Annotated in this window: 18 protein-coding genes; 7 read left to right on the top strand and 11 right to left on the bottom strand. The window is 62.4% G+C overall.

What is annotated here, in order from left to right; genetic code table 11:
* Positions 1 to 55 precede the first annotated feature (55 nt).
* The 6 genes from BFP89_RS13605 (at position 56) to BFP89_RS13580 (ending at position 5,943) form a co-directional block, all read left to right on the top strand.
* Positions 56 to 802 (top strand): amino acid ABC transporter permease, encoded by a 747-nt coding sequence (locus tag BFP89_RS13605; protein ID WP_065885988.1) that lies wholly within the window; start codon positions 56 to 58, stop codon positions 800 to 802.
* Positions 802 to 1,473, top strand: coding sequence for an amino acid ABC transporter permease (locus tag BFP89_RS13600; RefSeq protein ID WP_046071144.1), 672 nt, complete (start codon positions 802 to 804; stop codon positions 1,471 to 1,473). The genes BFP89_RS13605 and BFP89_RS13600 overlap by 1 nt, the downstream gene beginning before the upstream one ends.
* Positions 1,470 to 2,204, top strand: a complete 735-nt coding sequence (locus BFP89_RS13595) for an amino acid ABC transporter ATP-binding protein (RefSeq protein WP_065885987.1) — start codon at positions 1,470 to 1,472, stop codon at positions 2,202 to 2,204. The genes BFP89_RS13600 and BFP89_RS13595 overlap by 4 nt, the downstream gene beginning before the upstream one ends.
* Before the next feature lie 165 nt (positions 2,205 to 2,369).
* Positions 2,370 to 4,271 (top strand): sensor histidine kinase, encoded by a 1,902-nt coding sequence (locus tag BFP89_RS13590; RefSeq protein WP_065885986.1) that lies wholly within the window; start codon positions 2,370 to 2,372, stop codon positions 4,269 to 4,271.
* Entirely contained in the window at positions 4,268 to 5,605 is a 1,338-nt protein-coding gene (locus BFP89_RS13585) for a sigma-54-dependent transcriptional regulator (RefSeq protein ID WP_065885985.1), read from the top strand. Before BFP89_RS13590 ends, BFP89_RS13585 begins: the two co-directional genes overlap by 4 nt.
* Entirely contained in the window at positions 5,605 to 5,943 is a 339-nt protein-coding gene (locus BFP89_RS13580; RefSeq protein WP_065885984.1) for a GlpM family protein, read from the top strand. Before BFP89_RS13585 ends, BFP89_RS13580 begins: the two co-directional genes overlap by 1 nt.
* A gap of 121 nt (positions 5,944 to 6,064) precedes the next feature.
* On the opposite strand, the gene BFP89_RS13575 is transcribed toward BFP89_RS13580, so the two are convergent.
* The 6 genes from BFP89_RS13575 to BFP89_RS13550 all read right to left on the bottom strand — a co-directional run bounded on the left by BFP89_RS13575 (position 6,065) and on the right by BFP89_RS13550 (position 13,429).
* Positions 6,065 to 7,462, bottom strand: a complete 1,398-nt coding sequence (locus tag BFP89_RS13575; RefSeq protein WP_065885983.1) for a sigma-54-dependent transcriptional regulator — start codon at positions 7,460 to 7,462, stop codon at positions 6,065 to 6,067.
* Positions 7,452 to 9,230 carry a sensor histidine kinase gene (locus BFP89_RS13570; protein WP_065885982.1) on the bottom strand — a complete coding sequence of 593 codons (1,779 nt, stop codon included), beginning with the start codon at positions 9,228 to 9,230 and terminating at the stop codon, positions 7,452 to 7,454. Before BFP89_RS13570 ends, BFP89_RS13575 begins: the two co-directional genes overlap by 11 nt.
* Positions 9,230 to 10,354, bottom strand: a complete 1,125-nt coding sequence (locus BFP89_RS13565) for a GNAT family N-acetyltransferase (protein WP_065885981.1) — start codon at positions 10,352 to 10,354, stop codon at positions 9,230 to 9,232. The genes BFP89_RS13570 and BFP89_RS13565 overlap by 1 nt, the downstream gene beginning before the upstream one ends.
* 138 nt (positions 10,355 to 10,492) lie before the next feature.
* Entirely contained in the window at positions 10,493 to 11,341 is an 849-nt protein-coding gene (locus BFP89_RS13560; protein WP_065885980.1) for an alpha/beta hydrolase, read from the bottom strand.
* A complete protein-coding gene (locus tag BFP89_RS13555) occupies positions 11,338 to 12,732 on the bottom strand; it encodes an aspartate aminotransferase family protein (RefSeq protein WP_065885979.1) in 1,395 nt (464 codons plus the stop codon). The genes BFP89_RS13560 and BFP89_RS13555 overlap by 4 nt, the downstream gene beginning before the upstream one ends.
* Complete coding sequence (locus BFP89_RS13550) at positions 12,725 to 13,429, bottom strand: HAD-IB family phosphatase (protein ID WP_065885978.1); 705 nt, start codon at positions 13,427 to 13,429, stop codon at positions 12,725 to 12,727. The genes BFP89_RS13555 and BFP89_RS13550 overlap by 8 nt, the downstream gene beginning before the upstream one ends.
* Positions 13,430 to 13,658: 229 nt before the next feature.
* Between BFP89_RS13550 and BFP89_RS13545 the strand changes: the two genes are divergently transcribed.
* Positions 13,659 to 14,429 carry a MipA/OmpV family protein gene (locus BFP89_RS13545; RefSeq protein ID WP_065885977.1) on the top strand — a complete coding sequence of 257 codons (771 nt, stop codon included), beginning with the start codon at positions 13,659 to 13,661 and terminating at the stop codon, positions 14,427 to 14,429.
* A gap of 147 nt (positions 14,430 to 14,576) precedes the next feature.
* On the opposite strand, the gene BFP89_RS13540 is transcribed toward BFP89_RS13545, so the two are convergent.
* From BFP89_RS13540 to BFP89_RS13520, 5 genes are all read right to left on the bottom strand, one after another.
* Complete coding sequence (locus BFP89_RS13540; RefSeq protein ID WP_065885976.1) at positions 14,577 to 14,981, bottom strand: EamA family transporter; 405 nt, start codon at positions 14,979 to 14,981, stop codon at positions 14,577 to 14,579.
* Complete coding sequence (locus BFP89_RS13535) at positions 14,978 to 15,358, bottom strand: EamA family transporter (protein WP_065885975.1); 381 nt, start codon at positions 15,356 to 15,358, stop codon at positions 14,978 to 14,980. The genes BFP89_RS13540 and BFP89_RS13535 overlap by 4 nt, the downstream gene beginning before the upstream one ends.
* The gene (locus BFP89_RS13530; RefSeq protein ID WP_065885974.1) at positions 15,355 to 16,275 is read right to left on the bottom strand and encodes an arginase; all 921 of its coding nucleotides are present in this window, start codon (positions 16,273 to 16,275) and stop codon (positions 15,355 to 15,357) included. Before BFP89_RS13530 ends, BFP89_RS13535 begins: the two co-directional genes overlap by 4 nt.
* Before the next feature lie 634 nt (positions 16,276 to 16,909).
* On the bottom strand, positions 16,910 to 17,563 hold the full coding sequence (locus BFP89_RS13525) for a DsbA family oxidoreductase (protein WP_065885973.1): 654 nt from the start codon (positions 17,561 to 17,563) through the stop codon (positions 16,910 to 16,912).
* Between the two features lie 54 nt (positions 17,564 to 17,617).
* A complete protein-coding gene (locus BFP89_RS13520) occupies positions 17,618 to 18,637 on the bottom strand; it encodes an alpha/beta fold hydrolase (protein WP_065885972.1) in 1,020 nt (339 codons plus the stop codon).
* Positions 18,638 to 18,709: the final 72 nt, after the last annotated feature.

Below are 18,709 nucleotides of genomic sequence, written 5' to 3'. Positions count from 1 at the left end.
AATGGCATTCCCCAAGCGGGTGCTTGTACATCGATCGATTTCGGGGGAGACCCTAATGAATTACAACTGGGACTGGAGCGTGTTCTTCAAGTCCACCGGCGTTGGCAGCGAGACTTATCTCGACTGGTACATCGCCGGCCTGGGCTGGACCATCGCCATCGCTGTCGTGGCATGGATTGTCGCCTTGCTGCTGGGCTCCATTCTGGGAGTCATGCGCACCGTGCCAAACCGCCTCGTAGCGGGCATCGCGACCTGCTACGTGGAACTGTTTCGAAACGTGCCGCTGCTGGTTCAGCTGTTTATCTGGTACTTCCTGGTACCCGACCTGCTGCCGCAGAACCTGCAGGACTGGTACAAGCAAGACCTCAACCCGACCACCTCGGCCTACCTGAGCGTCGTCGTGTGCCTGGGCCTGTTCACCGCCGCCCGTGTGTGTGAGCAAGTGCGCACCGGCATCCAGGCGCTGCCCCGTGGCCAGGAAGCCGCAGCCCGCGCCATGGGCTTCAAGCTGCCGCAGATCTACTGGAACGTGCTGCTGCCCCAGGCCTACCGCATCATCATTCCGCCGCTTACCTCCGAATTCCTCAACGTGTTCAAGAACTCCTCCGTGGCGTCCCTGATCGGCTTGATGGAACTGCTGGCACAAACCAAACAGACCGCCGAGTTTTCGGCCAACCTGTTTGAAGCCTTCACCCTGGCCACGCTGATCTACTTCACCCTGAACATGAGCCTGATGCTGCTGATGCGCGTGGTCGAGAAGAAAGTCGCAGTGCCCGGCCTGATCTCCGTGGGGGGTAAATAATGGACTTCGATTTCAGCGGCATCATCCCCGCGATCCCGGGCCTGTGGAACGGCATGGTCATGACCCTGCAACTGATGGTCATGGGCGTGGTCGGCGGCATCATCCTGGGCACGATCCTGGCGCTGATGCGCCTGTCGTCCAGCAAGCTGCTGTCCCGCGTGGCCGGCGCCTATGTGAACTACTTCCGTTCGATCCCGCTGCTGCTGGTCATCACCTGGTTCTACCTGGCGGTGCCCTTCGTGCTGCGCTGGATCACCGGCGAAGATACGCCGATCGGCGCGTTCACTTCGTGCGTCGTGGCGTTCATGATGTTCGAGGCGGCGTACTTCTGTGAAATCGTGCGGGCCGGCGTGCAGTCGATCCCCAAGGGACAGATGGCTGCCGCTCAGGCGATGGGCATGACCTACGGCCAGACCATGCGCCTGATCATCCTGCCCCAGGCGTTCCGCAAGATGACGCCGCTGCTGCTGCAACAGTCGATCATCCTGTTCCAGGACACCTCGCTGGTCTACACCGTGGGCCTGGTGGACTTCCTCAACTCCGCCCGCTCCAACGGCGACATCATCGGCCGCTCCAATGAGTTCCTGATCTTCGCCGGTGTCGTCTACTTCATCATCAGCTTTTCCGCCTCGCTGCTGGTCAAGCGTCTGCAAAAAAGGTTTGCCGTATGATCTCTATCAAGAACATCAACAAGTGGTATGGCGACTTCCAGGTGCTGACCGACTGCAGCACCGAGGTTAAAAAAGGCGAAGTGATCGTGGTGTGCGGGCCGTCCGGCTCGGGCAAATCCACGCTGATCAAGTGCGTCAACGCGCTGGAACCGTTCCAGAAGGGCGACGTCGTCGTGGACGGCACCTCGATTGCCGACCCGAAGACCAACCTGCCGAAACTGCGCTCGCGCGTGGGCATGGTGTTCCAGCACTTCGAGTTGTTCCCGCACCTGACCATTACCGAAAACCTGACCATCGCGCAGATCAAGGTGCTTGGTCGCAGCAAGGAAGAAGCCACCCAGAAGGGCCTGCAACTGCTTGAGCGCGTAGGCCTGTCGGCCCATGCCCACAAACACCCGGGGCAACTGTCCGGTGGTCAGCAGCAACGTGTGGCGATTGCCCGCGCCCTGGCCATGGACCCGATCGTCATGCTGTTCGACGAGCCGACCTCGGCGCTGGACCCGGAAATGGTCAACGAAGTGCTCGACGTGATGGTGCAACTGGCCCACGAAGGCATGACCATGATGTGCGTGACCCACGAAATGGGCTTTGCGCGCAAAGTGGCCGACCGCGTGATCTTCATGGACGCCGGCAAGATCATCGAAGACTGCCCGAAAGAAGAGTTCTTCGGCGACATCAGCGCCCGCTCCGAACGTGCGCAGCACTTCCTTGAGAAAATCCTGCAGCACTAAGTAAAGCTTCCCCTGCCGAAACCGGGCCAATGTGGGAGGGGGCTTGCCCCCGATAGCGGTGGATCAGTTAAAGGTGTACCGACTGACACACTGCTATCGGGGGCAAGCCCCCTCCCACAGTGGACCACACAGGCTGGCAGCGCTGGTTGACCCAAGGCATCTGTGATGAAATGCGACCCCACTCAATATCGCGCCGCGCCGCCATCACTTGCCGTGAAGCCTCGTCTGATACGCCAACTGTTCCTGCCGCCGTTGATCATCGCCCTGATGATCGGCCTGGGTTTTATCGGCTTCTGGGTCAGTGAGTACTACGGCATCCGCACCCTTAGCGACAATAGCGGACGCCAGCTGGAGCTGCATGCCCGCACCGTCGAAAGCGAACTGAGCAAGTACACCTACCTGCCCAGCCTGCTTGAGCTCGAATCCAGCGTTTCCCTGCTCCTGGCCGATCCCAGCCAGGAAACCCGCAAGACCGTCAACGATTACCTCGAAGGCCTGAACCGCCGCAGCCGCAGCCGGGCCATCTACGTCATGGACACCACCGGTCGGGTACTGGCCACCAGTAACTGGCGCGACGCCGACAGTTATCAGGGTGAAGACCTGTCCTTTCGCGCCTATTTCCAGAACGCCGTACGCGGCCAGCCCGGGCGTTTCTATGGCATTGGCAGCACCAATGGTGAACCCGGCTATTACCTGGCCCACGGCCTGGAAGAGCACGGCAAGATCATCGGCGTCGCCGTGGTCAAGGTGCGCCTGGAAGCGCTTGAGGAACGCTGGCAGCGCGCGCGCCTCGAAGCCTTCGTCAGTGACGAAAACGGCATCATTATCCTGTCCAGTGACCCGGCCCGCCGTCTCAAGGCGGTGCGCCCCCTGAGCGATGACACCCGGGACCGCCTGGCCCACAGCCTGCAATATTACTGGGCGACCCTGAGCGCGCTGGAGCCCCTGGCCCGCGAGCGCTTGAACGAAGGCAGCGAAAAGCTGACCTTCCCGGCCAACAGCGAAGTGGTCAGCGACAAGCACGAAGTCAGCTACCTGGCGCAAACACGCCCGTTGAATGACACGCCGTGGAATTTCACCCTGCTTACCCCGCTCAATGACCTGCGCCGCGCCGCCATCAACCAGGGCATCCTGGTCGCCGTCGCGTTCGGCCTGGTCGCGTTTTTGTTGATTGCCTGGAACGAGCGGCGCAAGGTCATCGCCACCCGCCTCGCCGCGCGCGAAGCCCTGCAGGAAGCCAACAGCCAGTTGGAGCGACGGATTGCCGAGCGCACCGCCGACCTGCGCGCCAGCAACGATCGCCTCAAGGGCCAGATCCGCGAACGGCGCCAGGCCGAAGAGACTTTGCGCCACGCCCAGGACGAGCTGGTGCAGGCCGGCAAACTCGCGGCAATCGGCCAGATGTCCACCAGTATCGCCCACGAATTGAATCAACCCCTGGCCGCGCTGCGCACCCTGTCCGGCAACACCGTGCGCTTCCTCGAGCGCGGAGCCCTGGACACCGCGAGCGCCAACCTCAAGACCATCAACGAACTGATCGACCGCATGGGCCGCATCACCGCCAGCCTGCGCTCGTTTGCCCGGCGCGGTGACGACCAGGGCGAGGCGAGCCTGGCCAAGGCCGTGGACGCCGCGTTCCAGGTGCTCGGCGCGCGCCTGGACAGCGTGCCGCTGGCCGTGCACCGTGAGTTCGCCAATGTCCAGTTGCAGATCGACCAGACGCGCCTTGAGCAGATCCTGGTCAACCTGATCGGCAACGCCCTCGATGCTATGCAGGCGCAACCGGCGCCGCAGTTGTGGCTCGAAGGCCACAGTGCCGAGGGCAAGTATCGTCTGTTGGTACGCGATAATGGCCACGGCATCGACCCCGAGGCGCGCAAGCATCTGTTCGAGCCGTTCTTTACCACCAAACCCGGCGAGCAAGGCCTGGGCCTGGGCCTGACCTTGTCTGCAAGCCTCGCGGCGGCCACCGGCGGCAGCCTGGCGGTGGAACATCCGGCCAGTGGTGGTACCGCGTTTGTCCTGAACCTGCCGTTGGCGGGCGCCGAAAAAGTTGAGTCGACATGAATATGCAAGCCCAAGCCCTCACTGTTCTGATCGTCGAAGATGACCCCCATGTGCTGCTCGGTTGCCAGCAAGCCCTGGCGCTGGAAGACATTCCCAGCGTTGGCGTGGGCAGCGCCGAAGAAGCCTTGACGCACATCGGCGAGAACTTCGCCGGGATTGTCATCAGCGATATCCGCCTGCCGGGCATCGATGGGCTGGAGTTGCTGACCCGCCTCAAGGCGCTGGATAAAAGCCTGCCGGTGGTGCTGATCACCGGGCATGGCGACATTTCCATGGCGGTCGGTGCCATGCGCAACGGCGCCTACGATTTCATGGAAAAGCCCTTCTCCCCCGAGCGCCTGGTGGACGTTGCCCGCCGCGCCCTGGAGCAGCGCGGGCTGGCGCGGGAAGTCTGGTCGCTGCGTCGCCAGCTGGCCGAGCGCGACTCATTGGAGGGTCGCATCATCGGGCGCTCACCGGCCATGCAGGCCCTGCGCGAACTGATCGCCAACGTCGCCGACACCTCGGCCAATGTGCTGATCGAAGGCGAAACCGGCACCGGCAAGGAGCTGGTCGCGCGTTGCCTGCATGACTTCAGCCGGCGCCATTCCCACCCGTTCGTCGCACTGAACTGCGGTGGGTTGCCGGAGAATCTGTTCGAAAGCGAGATATTCGGCCACGAAGCCAACGCCTTCACGGGCGCCGGCAAGCGCCGCATCGGCAAGATCGAACACGCCCATGAGGGCACGCTGTTTCTCGATGAAGTGGAAAGCATGCCGATCAACCTGCAGATCAAACTGCTGCGGGTGCTGCAGGAACGCACCCTCGAACGCCTGGGTTCGAACCAGAGCGTGGCCGTGGACTGCCGGGTGATCGCCGCCACCAAGTCCGACCTCGACGAACTGAGCCGCGCCAGCCTATTCCGCAGCGACCTGTACTACCGGCTCAATGTGGTCACCCTGGAACTGCCGCCCCTGCGCGAGCGCCGTGAAGACATCCTGCAGTTGTTCGAACACTTCCTGCAGCAATCCTCGCTGCGCTTTGATCGTACCGCGCCGGAACTGGACAACCAGACCCTGTCGAGCCTGATGAGCCACGATTGGCCGGGCAACGTACGCGAACTGCGCAACGTCGCCGAACGCTTCGCCCTGGGCCTGCCCGCGTTCAAGAAAAGCGGCACGGGCGGCAGCACCCAGGGCCTGGCCTTTACCGAAGCGGTGGAAGCGTTCGAGCGCAACCTGCTCAACGATGCCCTGCAACGCAGCGGCGGCAACCTGACCCAGGCCAGCCAGGAACTGGGGATGGCCAAGACCACGCTGTTCGACAAGGTCAAGAAATACGGGTTGAGTCACTGATGGATCTATTTCTGAAAGCCGCGCTTGGCGCTGCGGTAGTGCTGATATTGGCGGCACTGGCCAAGACCAAAAATTATTACATCGCAGGCCTGGTGCCGCTGTTTCCCACCTTTGCGCTGATCGCCCACTACATCGTCGGCAAGGGCCGCTCGGTGGAGGACCTGAAGACCACGATACTGTTCGGGATGTGGTCGATCATTCCGTACTTTGTGTACCTGGCCACCTTGTATGTGGTGGTGGATCGGATGCGACTGGAGGCGTCGCTGGCAGTCGCGGCGGTGGCGTGGCTGATAGCTGCAACCGTACTGGTCAGCGTGTGGGTACGCCTCCACTCCTGACACACCAAAGTCCAACTGTGGGAGGGGGCTTGCCCCCGATAGCGGTGGGTCAGTTGAAGATAAGGTGACTGACACACCGCAATCGGGGGCAAGCCCCCTCCCGCATGTTAACCACGCTGTGTCAGCGAACTATTTTGTCGACCTGAATGCCGAGCTTCTTCAGGCGGTACCAGAAACTGCGCTCTGAAATGCCGATGCGCTGCGCCGCTGCGGCCTGTACGCCGTTGCTCTCCTGCAAGGCCGCCAGGATGTACGACTTCTCCACCTCCGCCAGCGCCGCATCCAGGTCCTGCGGTACACCCGGCCCATCGGCCAGGATTGTCGCCGCGCCGGCCTCGGCGGGCCTGGAGGCGAACAGGTAACCCGGCAAATCGATATCTTCGATCACCGGCGACGCCGCCACGATGGTCGCCCGCTCCACGCAGTTTTGCAGCTCGCGGATATTCCCCGGCCAGTGGTACGCCGCCATGGCCTGCAAGGCTTCGGGGCTGAACCCGCTGATGCGTTTACCGGCGGTCGCGCTGAGGGTGCGGGCGAAGTGCCGGGCCAGGGGCGCGATATCTTCCACACGCTCGCGCAGGGCCGGCAGCGGGATCGGGAAGACATTCAGGCGGTAATACAGGTCTTCGCGAAACTCCTTGTTGGCCACGGCGTCCAGCAGGTTCTTGTTGGTGGCGGCGATCACCCGCACGTCCACCTTGCGTTCGCGGGGGTCGCCCACCGGCTCGATAACCCGTTCCTGCAAGGCGCGCAGGATCTTGGCCTGCAAGGCCAACGGCATATCACCGACCTCATCGAGGAACAGCGTGCCCTTGTCGGCCTGCATGAAGCGCCCTACCCGGTCGGCCACGGCGCCGGTGAACGCGCCTTTGCGATGACCGAACATCTCGCTTTCCAGCAAGCCTTCAGGAATCGCCGCGCAATTGACCGCCACGAACGGCTGGTCGGCACGGCTGCCGTGCTTGTGAATGGCGCGGGCGACCATTTCCTTGCCGGTACCGCTTTCGCCGGTCAGCAGGATGGTTGCGCTGCTGTCGCGCACCGAGTCCACCGCTTGCAGCACTTTGCGAAACGCCGGGCTGTCGCCCACCAGGCTGTCGAACTGGGCGTGCTCATCCAGCTCGGCGCGCAGCCGTGCGTTATCGCGCATGATGTCGCGAAATTGCAGGGCCTTGGCCACAGTGATGTCGAGCTCGTCGATGTCGAACGGCTTGGCAATGTAGTCGTAGGCGCCATTGCGCATCGATTGCACGGCATTTTTCACCGTGCTGTAGGCCGTCATCACGATCACCGGCACGTTTGCATAACGCTGCTTGATCTCGGCCAGCAACGCCGGCCCGTCCATGCCCGGCATGCGCCAGTCGCTGATGACCAGGTCGATGTCTTCCTGCTCCAGCACTTTGAGCGCGTGCAGGCCATTGCCGGCGGTAAACACCTGGATGCCGTTCTGGCTCAGGGCGGACGACAGCAGTTCACAGAGCTTGGGCTCGTCATCGACCACCAATACGTTATGCGTCATGCCCGTCCTCATACTCGCCGTTGTCTTCACCGTTAGCCGGAATGTACAGGTTGAAGGTGGCGCCGGCATCTTTCTCGGTGACGCACTCGATGCTGCCGTCGTGACTTTCCATGATCGAATAGACTTTGGCCAGGCCCAGGCCTGTGCCCGAGGCCTTGGTGGTGACAAAGGGCGTGAAGATGCGCTCGACCATATCCGCCGGGATGCCCTCACCGGTATCGGCGATGCTGATCACGGTATTGTCACCCGCGCTGCGGATACCCAGGGTGAGGCGCCCGCCTTCGGGCATCGCGTCGATGGCGTTGAGAATCAGGTTGAGACAGGCCTGCTTGAGCTGCTTGGCGTCCGCGTAGATCGTGGCGTCGGGCGCCTGGTCGTCAATCTGGGCGTCGATGTTGTGGGTGCTCAATTCCGGGGCGCAGAAACCGAGGATTTCCTCCACCAGCGCGCGTGCCGGTTGCAGGACGCGCATCGGCGGATTGGGCTTGGCGAAATCGAGGAATTCAGTGATCAGTTCGTTGATCCGGCTGACCTCGCTGATGACGTACTCCAGGTGGCGCTTGTCGGTGTCCGGCAGGTCGGCGCGACGATGCAGCAGTTGGGTGGCGGTCTTGATGATGCCCAGCGGGTTGCGGATTTCATGGGCCAGGCCCATGGCGACTTCACCCAGGGCATGCAGGCGGTCACGCCGGCGTAGCTGGGCTTCCAGATGATGCAATTCGCCCAGCCGTGCAGTCATGTGGTTGAACGTGCTGCTCAGTTGCGCCAGTTCGTCGCCGCCGCTGACCACGACGCGGTGCGTGTAGTTGCCGGAGATCACCGCGTTCACGCCCTGGGACAAGTCACGCAGGGGCTGGGTCAAGCGTCGCGACACCCACATGCCTGCGGCCAGCGACAGCGCCGAGCTGACCAGGAAAATCAGCAGGAACAAATTGCTCTGGTTCACCAGCCCCACCAGGCTCGTGTGGCGCAGCAGGCCGCTGAAGATCACGCCTTGCAGCTCGCCGTCGTCGTTGAATATCGGCCAGTACAAGCCGCTGTACTGAGTGGTGAACTGCTCGCTCGGCTGCCGGGTGCTGCGCAGCTCGGCTTCGACGTCTTTGGGAATGCGCGACGGGTGATTTTCGAAACGCTGAGTCGAGAATATCTCGGAAAATCCCGACGGGTTGGCCAGGTACAAGCGCAGGTCGAGGGAATGCACGTCGGCCACGCTGGTGAGGAAACTGCTGTCCAGGTAAGTCGCCACCAGCAGCAGATAATCGACCCCATCGCGGGTGGTCTCAAAGGTCGACACCACCAGGCCTGTGCTCACACCGGCCACCTGTATGGTCTGCAACACCGCATTGCTGGTCAGGCTGATCTGCTTGACGATATCGTCGGCGGCGGTGCTGAACAGCACCTTGCGGTCGCTGGTACGAATCAGTGCCACCACGTCGATGTCGGTGGCGCTGGCGATGTCGGCGGTGAGCTGGTCATGCCGTTCAGCCTGCCTGGATGAGGGCGGGCTGGCGTAGCGCAGGAACAGCTTGGCCATGCGCGCGTTATCGTGAAGGATGTCGCCGATCTCGTCCTTGACGATCTTGGTCGACTCCTGCAGCCAGATGCGCACGTTACTGTCGAAAATCTGCGACAGCGTGGTGGCGGCCAGTTCCGCCGCGATCATGGTCGGGATGACGCTGACCAGCCAGAAGGCCAGCACCAGCTTGCGCTGCACGCTCCAGCGTGAAATGGCAAAGGGGCGGGCTTTCTGGCGGGTCTTGGTAATCATCAGGTTTCGCTTATCGCAGCAGCCATGGCAGGGTCGGAACGGTCCGGTCGGATAAACAGTTTTACAAGCGCGAGCAGGCCGTTGACCAGCCGATTGCGGTGGCGGAAAAACAGGCTGTTGCCCTGGAACTGGCATCCCAGGCGCAGTTTACTGGCATAACCGGCCTGGCCGCATTCGTACAGCGCAATATTGTGTTGAATACAGTAGTCGACATTGGTCAGCCAGCTGCGAAAGTACAGGTTGTACTCACGGCTGAACGTGATGTCATGCCCGAAAAACTTGTCGATCAGCCGATGCTCGTCAAGCAGCATCAGGTTGAACGCCACCAGGTGCTCGTCCACCCAGTAAAGAACACACACCGCACGCTCTTGCAGTTGCTCGAGAATCCCCGTGAAGTAACCGGCGGGCAGGCGCTCGAACTGCAAGTCCGCGCGCGTGAGCGTCGCTTCATAGAGGCGCATCACCTCGGGCAGCACGTCATCGATGTTGTGCCGCCACTCCACCCGTGGCCCCGGCGCACGCAGTTTGCGCCGCAGGTCCTTGCGGGTGGATTTGCCCAGCGAGCCCAGGTAGGCATCCACCGAACCATAGGGTAGCGGCAACACGCCGGTGGGCAGGCTCGGCATGCTTTGAAAGCCTGCGGCGCGACAACTCTGGGCCCAGTGCGCATCGTGGGTCGGTGCGTCCTTGACCGCCAGCAGGCCGATGCCGAACCCGTCGGCATCGCGCCGTGCCGCGATGAGCAATTGCTCGAGCAACAGGGGCCTGCGCCCCTCGGGCACGTGGCTGGCGACCCCCGCGTCACACCGTTCGGCCACCGGCGAGCCGAGCGCGTACAGGGCCAACTGCAAGGCCCCCGGCCATAGGCGTTGCAAGCGCTCGGTCAAGCGTTTGCCAACCCCGGACACCGTGGTGTCGAGGCGATAATGGGTCATGAACGCGGCCGCCACGGCCACCAGCGCTTGATCTTCGTAGACGGCCAGGTAACGCCACTGGAAGTCATCGATCGCGGCGTTTTCCACGGCGAGGTAATAGTCCCAGTCCTCCAGGGCACCGGGAAAACAGTCATTCCAGGCGTCGCGCTGGATAGCCCGGATAGACGGGTAGGCTTGGGTGGTTATCACAGTTTTTCCTTATCAACACCGCCCCTGCTGCAGGAGCGAGCGTGCTCGCGAAAATCGCGCAGAGACCGCGTTCAGCCTGGCAGTACGCGTTATCGGGAACGACCTTCGCGAGCAAGCTCGCTCCTACAGGTAAGCGAATCAGGCCACACGATTGAGATGCATCGAATGCCGCTCGACAAACTCGGCGCTCAACTCGATCACACGGCGGTATTGCAGGTCGACGGTAATCATGTGATAGCAGTTATCCAGCAGAATCTTGGTCACCGGGCCACCGAGGTGGCGCTCCACGTAATCGGCGTTCCAACGGCTGGTGATGTCGTCCTCGATGGAGTGCAACACCAGCGCCGGTGCCTTGATCGCCGGCATGCGCTTCTTGACCACGGCGTTGAGGCGATGCAACTCGCGCACGGTGACGCCTTCCATGGTCAACAACCCCGCCTCGCTGCTCTCGCCCTCCTTCATCTGCCGCTCGACGACGGCCCGCAGGCGCTCGTTCTTGATGCCGTAGGGCGGCTTCTCCTCGAAGCTGCAAACGTGCACGCCGAACGGAATCTTCATCAGCAACGGCGTGAGAAACGCCAGCTTGTTGATGCTCCAGCCGTCGTACTTCAAGGTGGTGGAATACATCAGCAGCCCCGCGACCTGCCCCGGGTGCTCGGCCGCCACGTACATCGACATCACCGCACCCATGGACAAGCCGCCGACGAACACCTGCGCGTGACGCCGCTTGACCTGTACGAAGGTCTTGCGCACCCCTTCGTACCAATCGCGCCAGCCGGTGGCCTGCAGGTCGCTGTTATCGCCGCAGTGCCCGGCCAGGGTGGGCACGTACACCGTGCAATTGCCCGCCTTGACCAGCCCCCTGGCGACCTGGCGCAATTCCGTCGGAGTACCGGTCAGGCCGTGAATCAACAGAATCCCGACCGGACCCTCACCGAGAACGAAGCCGGCACCGCCTTCACCGAGGTCGATCTCGCCGATACTCACCGGTTGGTCGCTCGCACCAGCAGTTGCTCGAGCAGCTTCAGGCCCAGGTCGATTTCCGGGTAGCTGATTTCCAGGGACGGTGCCAGGGTGATCACGTTCTTGTAGTAACCGCCCACGTCGAGGATCAGGCCGAGTTTTTGGCCATCGACCACCATGTCGCCTTTCATGCCTTCCTCGACCATGTAGTCCAGGGTCGCCTTGTCCGGGGCGAAGCCATCCGGCCCGCAGATTTCGCAGCGCAGCGCCAGGCCCAGGCCGTCGACATCACCGATGATCGGGAAACGTTTCTGCAAATCCTGCAGGCCTTCAAGGAAGTATTTGCCCTTGGCCATGACCATTGCGCCGTAGTCGATTTCGCTGGTCATCTTGAACATTTCCAGGCCCACCGCCGTGCCCAACGGGTTGGAGGCGAAGGTGGAGTGGGTCGAGCCTGGCGGGAAGATCTTCGGGTTGATCAGCTCTTCCCGGGCCCAGATGCCGCCCAGCGGGTTGAGGCCGTTGGTCAGCGCCTTGCCGAACACGATCACGTCAGGCTGCACGTCGAAGTGCTCGATCGACCAGAGTTTGCCGGTGCGGTAGAAGCCCATCTGGATTTCATCCGAGACCATCAGGATGCCGTGCTGATCCAGGACGTGCTTGAGTTCGCGATAGAAGTTCATCGGCGGGATCACGTAGCCGCCGGTGCCCTGGATCGGCTCCACATAGAACGCCGCGTATTCGCACTGGTTGGTTTTCGGATCCCAGACGCCGTTGTATTCGGTCTCGAACAAACGCGCGAATTGCTGCACGCACTGGCTGCCGTACTCTTCCTTGGTCATGCCTTTGGGGCCGCGGAAGTGATACGGGAACGGAATGAAGTTGGCGCGCTCGCCAAAGTGGCCGTAACGGCGACGGTAGCGGAAGCTCGACGTAATCGACGAGGCACCGAGCGTACGGCCGTGGTAGCCGCCTTCGAAGGCGAACATCAGGCTCTTGCCGTTGCTGGCGTTGCGCACCACTTTCAACGAATCTTCAATCGATTGCGAACCGCCGACGTTGAAGTGCACGCGACCGTCGAGGCCGAATTTTTTCTTGGCGTCGACCGCGATCATTTCCGACAGCTCGATCTTGCCTTTGTGCAGGTACTGGCTGGCGATCTGCGGCAGCGTGTCGATCTGCTGTTTCAACGCATTGTTCAGGCGCGGGTTGGCATAACCGAAGTTGACGGCCGAGTACCACATCTGCAGGTCGAGGTAGGCCTGGTCTTCGGTGTCCCACACGTAGGAGCCTTCGCAGCGACTGAAAATGCGCGGCGGCTCGATGTAGTGAACGGTGTCGCCGTAGGAACAGTACTTGGCTTCTTTATCCAGAAGGATCTGGTCTTCGGCGGTGGCGATGCGGATATCAGACATGATGGAAGAGGTCCTGAGTGTCGGAAGAGGTATTGAAAGTCGCGGCGTTGGCGGCGATGCCTTGCGGCAGTTGCGCCAGCAGCGCAGGCACCTCGGCAAAGGTGTCAAAGCGCGCATGAGGAATCTGGTGGGCGACGCAATACTCGGCGAGGCTGCCCTTGGCGAACACGAAGTCGGCGGTGGAGGCCACGCACATGTCGGATTTGCCATCGCCGATCACCAGCACGCGCTTGTTGCCCGGCGTGGACTTGCACTTGCAGTTGCCGGAAGCGGCGCGGCAGGCATCGCTGGCGTACGGAAAGTCGATGCGCCAGCTGTTCTGGTCGATCTGGCGCAGGCGGTTGGCGAGGATCGGCAGCAAGGTCACGTAGTTACGCGACAGAATGCGTGCGATGCCTTGCTCGATGCCGTCGCTGACCACTTCGATGGTCGCGCCCAGGCCCATGACGTGATCGACGAAATCCGGGAAGTCCGGGTCAATCTCGACGCTGTCGAAATACGCCAGCAGTTCACTGGGGGTGGCCTTGATCAGCGCCAGCTGGCGGCTCAGGCATTCGCGTGAACCGATATGTCCATCCAGCCATTGCTGTTCGATGGTTTCCCACTCGGGGCCGGCGAAGCGCTGGAGGACGTTGTCGATGACATCGGTGGGGGTGATGGTCCCGTCGAAGTCACACACGATATGCCATTGGATCATTGCGTCTACCTTTGGAAAGAGGCGCGCTGTATGCGCTTGCATTACCGGTAGAGCAGGGAGCGTGCCAACAGGCCAGGGCCCAGCGGGGCTGGGGCTTTCTCAGGGTTTGCAGAGGATATGGGTTCGGCGAGCTACAATTTTTGTAGCTTGCTACAAACAAGATGAGTGCTTGCGCGCGAGGCGGCGTCTGCGCGTTCATGCGCGCATGAACTCATCAGGAAAGCGCGCCATGTCCACCTTCACGTCTGTCGTATGCGCAGGGTTTCTCGGGCTGTGCGGCCTCTCCAGTGCCGCCTGCGCGCAAGGCATCAGCGGCGACGTGGGCGCCGGCCTCAGCTACCAGCCCCATGACCCGACGGGCAGCCGCTACGAAACCCGCCCCGTGCCCTACCTGGACCTGGACTGGGGCGACGTCAGCCTGGGCACCGATGACGGCTTGACCTGGAGCGCGTTGAACGCCCATGGCATCACCGCCGGCCCGTATATCAATTACCTGTCGGGGCGTACGTCCAACGGCGCGCTGCAAGGTCTGCGCAATGTGTCGGACATGGCTGAGGTCGGCGGGTTCGTCCAATACGCCCCGGCCGATTTCTGGCGGGTCTACGCGCAGGTGGGCCAGGCCGTGGGTGGTGGGCATACGCAAAGTGGCGCGCTCGGCAAACTGGGCGGCGAACTGGGCTATCCACTGGGTAGCGGGATTATCGGCAGCACCGGGCTGGTCGCGCATATTGCCGATGCACGCCAGGCCAATACCTTCTTCGGCGTGGACAACCACGAGGCCGCCGCCACCGGCTTTCGGCCCTACACCGCCAGCGGTGGCGTGCAGAGCGTGGCGCTGAGCCAGAGCTTCGCGTTCCCGGTGGCAACGCACTGGTCATTGCTGACCAGCGCCAGTTGGGTCCACCTGGTCGGTTCGGCAGCCAAGAGCAGCATCGTCAGGCAGGCCGGCAGCGTCAACCAGCGCCAGGTGCAGACGGCGATCAGCTACAGCTTCAATTAAAAGCCACCACTGATCTACCTGATGTATAGAGATCAACATGTGGGAGGGGGCTTGCCCCCGATGAGGGAGTGTCAGTGAGTGCATCTGCGACTGACCCACCGCCATCGGGGGCAAGCCCCCTCCCACATGTTCAACCGAGCTGGACGGTCAGTTCTCTTCTCCCTCCGCCAACAGCGCAATCCCCGCCACAATCACCGCCACACCCACCCAGTGCAAGACGCTGATGTGCTCCCCCAGCCCCAGCCAGGACCCCAGCAACACCGCCACAAACACCAGCGAACTCAGCGGAAAGGCCAAAGACAAACTGCTGCGCCGCAGGATCAGCATCCACACAAAAAAAGCGCCGAGATAACTGGCAATCGCCGCCAGAATCCCGGGGTTGCGCGCCACCTGCGTCAGCCACTGCCAGTTGAAATCCATCTGGCCCAATTGATCACCGGCCACCTTGGTAAACAGTTGCCCGGCACTTTCAGTGGCGATCAACAGCGCCCACAGCACCAACGTGCCAAGACGCCCATGCAGCCAGCCCGTATCGAGGGTTTGCGTACTCATGCCTGGCCTCCCGCAATCGCCACCAACATCACACCGAAAGTAATCACCAGCGTGCCCAGCCAACGCCGTCGGCTGACGGTTTCCTTGAGCACGACCCTGCCCGCCAGCACCACCAGGCAATAGGCCAACGCCGCCAGCGGAAACAGCAGGCTCAACGGCGCGCGGGACAAGGCTTCGAGCCAGACGAAAAACTCGATCACGTAGGCCCCGACGCCGGCCCAGAGCAGCGGCGCATTGAACACCTGGCCCCAGAACGCGCGCAGGCGAAAACCGCCCTCGAGTTGCGGTAAACGGTCCACGCCCAGCTTGAAACACAACTGGCCAATCACATCGAGAACAATGGAAAACGCCAGCAACAGCACCACGGTCAGGGTCACGGGAACAGCTCCTCAAACAGGTCGATCAAGGCTTCATTGGTCGCCGCATTGCGCTGCAAATCCTGCGCGCTCCAACGCTCCGGCGGCGGCTGGTCGGACTTGGCCTCCCAGCGCTTGAAAGCGTTGCTGAAGGCCGGCGCCGCAAACTCGCCGCACACGTCGATGCCAAGGATGCGTTTATGCGCCGCCAACGCCCGCAGGGCCTGGAGCAAGTGGCTCAGGCGCATGCCACCCTGGTCCCAATTGGTGGCGGCGTCTTCGCTGGCCAGTACGTCTTTGTCGATGGTGATCCAGATTGCTTCGGTGGGCAGGCTGGCGATCATCTCCTTGAGGAAGGCCGCCCAATCCAGCTCCGCCAGGTTGCGCCAGTGCAGGTGGTTTTCCTGCTGTTGGTGCCCGGCGCCATCGCCGATCCGGCCCCACACCTGCGACGGCGGGTGCTGCCAGGGAAACAGCTGCAATTGCCCGCGCTTGAGGGCGCCAAGGTTACCGCCGCGCAGTTGCGGGTTATGCAGGTCGTCACTGCAAGGCCCCAGGGTGACGATGCGTTTGATCGCCGGCATTTTCAGCGCGCGGTTGACCCACGATCCACAGTGACGCTTGGGCGCAAAGCGCACCCAGTCGGGGTGGTTGTCGAAGTGGATAAGGCTGACGGGCTCCTTCAGGTCGGCCAGGAACGCCGGCGTGAGGTGGTGGTAGTCGCCGGAGCCGACGAACAGGATTTCCGGGCGTGCATTGCTGGGCCGTGGCCGTTGGGCCAGGCGCTCGACAAAGCGCTTCCAGGTTTTTTCCGTGGACCACAGGCGCAGTTTCGGGCCCAGGTCCAGCAGGTCGAGGCGCGTCGCCCGGCCGCTGGCCAACCGCCGGGCAATCGGCGCCTGACCGGTGAGGCTGTGGTCGAGGTCAAGAATGTTCAAGGTAATGTTTCACCCCTAATGGCAGCGCCCAGCCGCAGGCCGGATGGGCTTTAGGGGGTCAATGCAAGGGGCGGGCCAGCGAAATATTCAAATCTGCACAGATCCAAATGTGGGAGGGGGCTTGCTCCCGTCACGGCCGCACAGCCAACGCGTGTCTACCTGACGCTCCGAGGTCCAACTGTGGGAGGGGGCTTGCCCCCGATGGCGGCCTCTGGGCCGACCAGGATGCTGGATTGGACCGGGTACATATCCGTTTCTGCGGTCACGGCTGCTTAGGGTTCCGCCCTTACGGCGGCTCACTTTTGAAAAGCGCAAAAGTAAGCAAAACGCTCTTGCCCCACCACTCGGCACCTCGCCTGGGCTCGGTGTGCCCGAACGAAGGCTTGAATCCGTGGGCCGCCGCAATGGGCCATCCATGGCCCAGTGCGGCTAACCCGGCGTCCTGCCGGGTTACCCACGGATTCAAGCCTGCGTTCGGCCAGCGTGGTTTAACGGGGCGCCTGAGATCAAAAGCAGATCAAGATCAAGAGCGGCTCGCTGCGCATCGTGGTTAGCGTTGGGCGCTGCTGAGTTGTGTGGATACCTATGCTTATCGGGGGCAAGCCCCCTCCCACATTTTGATCGGTGTCCGGCTCTAGTTTTTGGACTCAGTGATGATCTGACGAATAGCGCCAACAAAGGCTTCGGCCGGCTGGCCACCGCTGACCGCGTACTGGTCGTTGAACACGATGGTCGGCACCGAGGTCACGCCGCGGGTCAACCACAATTTCTCCTGCTCACGCACCTCGGCGGCATATTCGTCAGAGGCAAGAATTTCAGCGGTGCGCTGGGCGTCCAGGCCAACGCTTTGGGCGATGATCGCCAGGGTTTTGTGGTCGGAAGGGTCCTGGCCGTCGGTGAAGTAGGCCTTGAACAGCGCTTCCTTGAGGTTGTACTGCAAACCTTCCAGCCCGGCCCAATGCAACAGGCGGTGCGCGTCGAAGGTGTTGTAGATGCGGCTTTGGCCGTCGGTACGAAAGGCAAAGCCCAACTCGGCGCCCATGTCGCGGATGCGCGCGCGGTTGGCCTGGGACTCTTCGGCGCTGGAGCCGTATTTCTCGCTGATGTGCTCGACGATGTTCTGCCCTTCAGGGGGCATCTTCGGGTTCAGCTCGAACGGCTGGAAATGAATCTCGGCCTGCACCTCGGCGCCAAGCTGATCGAGTGCCTCGGTCAGGCCGCGCAGGCCGATGATGCACCAGGGGCAGGATACGTCGCTGATGAAATCGATTTTCAGGGGAGTACTCATGGTAGGCAACCTCGCTGGCGTTAATGCGGCGCAAAGCGACACGATACACCACCTCTACAGCAGCTTCGAACGCGCCTCCACGTCAACCCGCGCCCAGTGCGCCGCATCGTCGCGGTGGGCCTGCAGGTAAGGCAGCACCGCCGCCAGCAACGGCGCCTTGAATGCTTCCTGAAAACGATGGGCCAGGCCCGGAATCAATTTCAGCTGGCTGCCCTGGATATGCGCGGCCAGATGAACGCCATGCATCACCGGCAACAGCGGGTCGGCGGTGCCGTGCACCACCAGGGTCGGTACGCGCAACTGGTTGAGCAGCGGCACGCGGCTCGGTTCGGCGAGGATCGCCATGATCTGGCGCTTCACGCCTTCAGGGTTGAACGCGCGGTCATAGGCCAGCGCCGCCTGATGCAGCAAGGCCTGGCGGTCATCCTTCACCGTCGGGCTGCCCAGCGCAGCGAGCAGGTCGGCTTGCTGCTCCAGGGCGACTTCGCGATTGGGCGCGCTGCGCCGCGACAACAACTGCACCAGCGCCGCATTCGGGGCGGGCAGGCCCTCGGCGCCGGAGCTGGTCATGATCAGCGTCAGGCTCTCCACCCGTTGCGGCGCCATCGCCGCCAGGTGCTGGGCGATCATGCCGCCCATGCTTGCACCCAGCACGTGGAATTGCCGAATCTGCAACGCATCCATCAAGCCCAGGGCGTCGTCAGCCATGTCGGTCAGCGTGTAGGGTGCCGCCACCGGCAGGCCGAGCTTGTAGCGCAGCACTTCGAAGGTCAGGTTGGCACTGGCCGGGGTCTGGCGCCAGGTTGACAGGCCCACATCGCGATTGTCATAGCGGATCACCCGGAAACCCTGCTCGCACAGGGCGACCACCACTTCATCCGGCCAATGGATCAACTGCCCACCCAGGCCCATTACCAGCAGCAAAGCAGGGTCGGACGCACGCCCGATACTCTGGTAGGCGATGCTCACCTGAGCCAGGTCGACCGTTTGGGTCGGGACATTGACATCACATCGAGAAGCCGCAAAAGACGGCAGGCCGAACAACAGAGCGGCCAGTAAAAGCAACACACGCATGAAAAACACCGAAACGCAGAACCCCAGTAGAGCGCGAGTCTGATGAACTTTGTTCAAGCGCGCTGCCACAGT

It is taken from the genome of Pseudomonas sp. 31 R 17, from assembly GCF_900004915.1.
GTDB classification, from domain to species: domain Bacteria; phylum Pseudomonadota; class Gammaproteobacteria; order Pseudomonadales; family Pseudomonadaceae; genus Aquipseudomonas; species Aquipseudomonas orientalis_A.
Note: the sequence above shows the minus strand (reverse complement) of the source record. Positions and strands in the feature narration are given on the sequence as shown.